This window comes from Okeania sp. SIO3I5 (assembly GCF_010672085.1).
GTDB lineage: Bacteria > Cyanobacteriota > Cyanobacteriia > Cyanobacteriales > Microcoleaceae > Trichodesmium.
Genome location: NZ_JAAHHT010000457.1, coordinates 1 through 2,983, shown reverse-complemented (window position 1 = coordinate 2,983; position 2,983 = coordinate 1). Strand labels below are relative to the sequence as shown.

Below are 2,983 nucleotides of genomic sequence, written 5' to 3'. Positions count from 1 at the left end.
TGATGTCTTGAGCAATATGTGGATAGGTTGTCAGATTTTTCCTTGAGTTGGCACAACAAACTCTGACATTTTTTTGACTAATCATTGAGGATTGATATACAGAGGTAAATAATTAACTATCGGAAGTCAGGAAATAGGAAATAGGTAATAGAGGGATGAAATTTTTCATTTCATATTTTGTTGATTTGATTGAAAATTTGGGAAGATGTCTTGAGCAATATGTGGATAGGTTGTCAGATTTTTCCTTGGGTTGGCACAACAAACTCTGACATTTTTTTTACTAATCATTGAGGATTGATATACAGAGGTAAATAATTAACTATCGGAAGTCAGGAAATAGGAAATAGGGAATAGAGGGATGAAATTTTTCATTTTTCAAGGGGAAGAAAATAAATTTTTTCCTTTTAGTCAATCCTCTCCCTTTTAGGGAGAGGTAATTATCCATTATCCATTATCCATTATTGAACGATACTTTATTTAATCCTTTTGAATTTGATAGGTAGTTTTTAGTAGGTTTTAAAAATCCTAAAAATATGCAGGCGATCGCTGACGCAATGCTCCTCTTTTTCCTTTCCTTTCCTATTCCCTATTTGCCGAATTACTACTCCCTACTCCCTATTGCCTATTCCTGATGAAAAGCAAATTGTAAAAATACTTAACACTAACTTAATGCTAATTGAGTCGAATTTTTGTTAAGCTCTAGGTAAGTCGCTAGATATATATAAGGTAATGGCAATTATTTCTCCAAATTTGGAGTCCAATCAACAACGTTGGCAAACAATAGTTTGTTTAACTTTAGGTTTCTGGTTGAGTTCCTGCATAATTTTAGACCTAGTAATTATGCCTAGTATGTATGTTTCTGGGATGATGAATACCCCAGATTTTACACTAGCAGGTTCAGTAATGTTTTCTGTATTTAACCGAGTTGAGTTATTTTGTGCAAGCTTGGGTTTAACAGGTTTATTAGTTTTGAGCGCTACGCCAAATCATTTTATTAAAAATGGTAAAACAGCAATGATTTTTTCTATAGTATTATTGGCGATCGCTCTAATTGATACTTATGGTTTAACTCCTCAAATGACTGCTTTGGGTATTAATCTAAATTTGTTTGAGTCAGTTAATGAAGTTCCTGTGGCAATGAATCAAATGCACGGCGGTTACTGGTTATTAGAAATAATTAAATTGGTTGTTGGTGCTAATTTATTTGGTTGGTATTACCGACAAGAAAACTGAATTAATAATTATTTTTCACGGTGCTGGAAGATAGTCAAAAAAATTAGGGTGGTTCATTAATTGATAATGGATAATGAATAATTGATAATTATTTTTGAGTGCAATTATCAATTATTCATTATTATAAAAAGGCTTTAAACCTGTGGAAATTAATTATCAATTATCAATTATCAACTGGTAGATGTTAGTTGAGATAGAATCGGTCTCAATTAGTAAATATTTACTTTTACTTCTAGTAAAATTTTCGTGAAAAAAACTGTAGGGGTTTGGTCTCCAAACCTCTACTATAAAATGTTAATACCTATTTAGCATTGCTATATTAGCTTTAACTAGAAAAATTTACTTTTACTTCTAGTAAAATTCATGTCTTACAGTAAATTTACTTTAGAGGAAGTTCTGACAAATTTTAATCTCAACGTGGTGGAAAATTTGGGTAAATTTAATCAGTTACCAGAAGTTTCTCCGAGTAAATTTATTCAAGAAGCTCTAGAATATTATCTACCATTAGGAGTAGCGATCGCTTCGGAAAAAGCTCGTTCGGAGTTTATTATTGCACCGATATTAGCAGAAGTAAAAAAAATATCTAATAACCAGATAAGTTTATTTTCTGGCATTGAGTTTAATGTTAATCCAGAGTTAGGATTAAATGGTTTTTGTGATTTTATTATTAGTTTGTCAACGCAGCAAATAGTTCTCAAAGCACCAGTAATAATTTTGGTAGAAGCTAAAAATGATAATCTGAGAAATGGTTTAGCTCAATGTATGGCAGAAATGGTTGCTGCTCAGATTTTTAATCAAGACAAAGGTAAGGAAATTTCCAAGATTTATGGAGTTGTTACTACTGGTACTGCTTGGCAATTTCTAGAGTTAGAAGCTCAAACGATAACTATAGATTTAGAGGAATATTCTGTCTATAATTTACCGAAGATTTTGGGAATATTAACCAGTTTTGTTAGTTAGTATTTAAGCTTTCAGCTATGAGGATTCAGCTTTTGAACTTGGTTGAATAAAAAATCATGAGTATAGGCGAGTTAACCCAGTTAATCTTTATAATATCAAAATTTGGGCGAGAATGCAACTGAAAATTCTTTCACGCGCGATTTTTTTTCAGGTAGCTCTCAGAGAATGACAATGTTGGTGGTTTTCCACTCAGGAGCGATGGATGAAAAGATTGGATGAGGAAAAAGCGAGCATCTCTAGAAGCTTCACAAGATGAAAATATTGCTGGTATTGTTATTGGGAAAAATTTCTGCACATCAGGGATTATCTCTGAGCCAGGAAATTTGGTTGAATAAAAAATCATGCGTATAGGCGAACAACCCCATTTAATCTTTATGATATCAAAATTTGGGCGAGGATGCAACGGAAAATCCTTTGACGCGCGATTTTTTTTGGAGCTTCAGAGAATGAAAATGTTGGTGGTTTTCCACGCTAGGAGTGATGGATGAAAAGATAGAAGCTTCAGAAGATGAAAATATTGCTGGTATTGTTATTGGGAAAAATTTCTGCACATCAGGGATTATCTCTGAGCCAGGAAATTTGGTTGAATAAAAAATCATGCGTATAGGCGAACAACCCCATTTAATCTTTATGATATCAAAATTTGGGCGAGGATGCAACGGAAAATCCTTTGACGCGCGATTTTTTTTCGGGAGCTTCAGAAAATGAAAATGTTGCTGGTTTTCCACTTAGGAGTGATGGATGGAAAAATTTGATGATGGGAAAAACAAACATATTATGTTTCTGGGAA

General features: G+C 33.0%; 2 protein-coding genes. Both read left to right on the top strand.

Annotation, left to right across the window (positions count from 1 at the left end; genetic code table 11):
- Nucleotides 1-729 precede the first annotated feature (729 nt).
- Entirely contained in the window at nucleotides 730-1,233 is a 504-nt protein-coding gene (locus F6K40_RS39570; RefSeq protein ID WP_293145604.1) for a DUF4149 domain-containing protein, read from the top strand.
- 363 nt (nucleotides 1,234-1,596) lie between these two features.
- Nucleotides 1,597-2,193: a hypothetical protein gene (locus F6K40_RS39565; protein ID WP_293145601.1), complete on the top strand. Its 597-nt coding sequence runs from the start codon at nucleotides 1,597-1,599 to the stop codon at nucleotides 2,191-2,193.
- Nucleotides 2,194-2,983 lie beyond the last annotated feature (790 nt).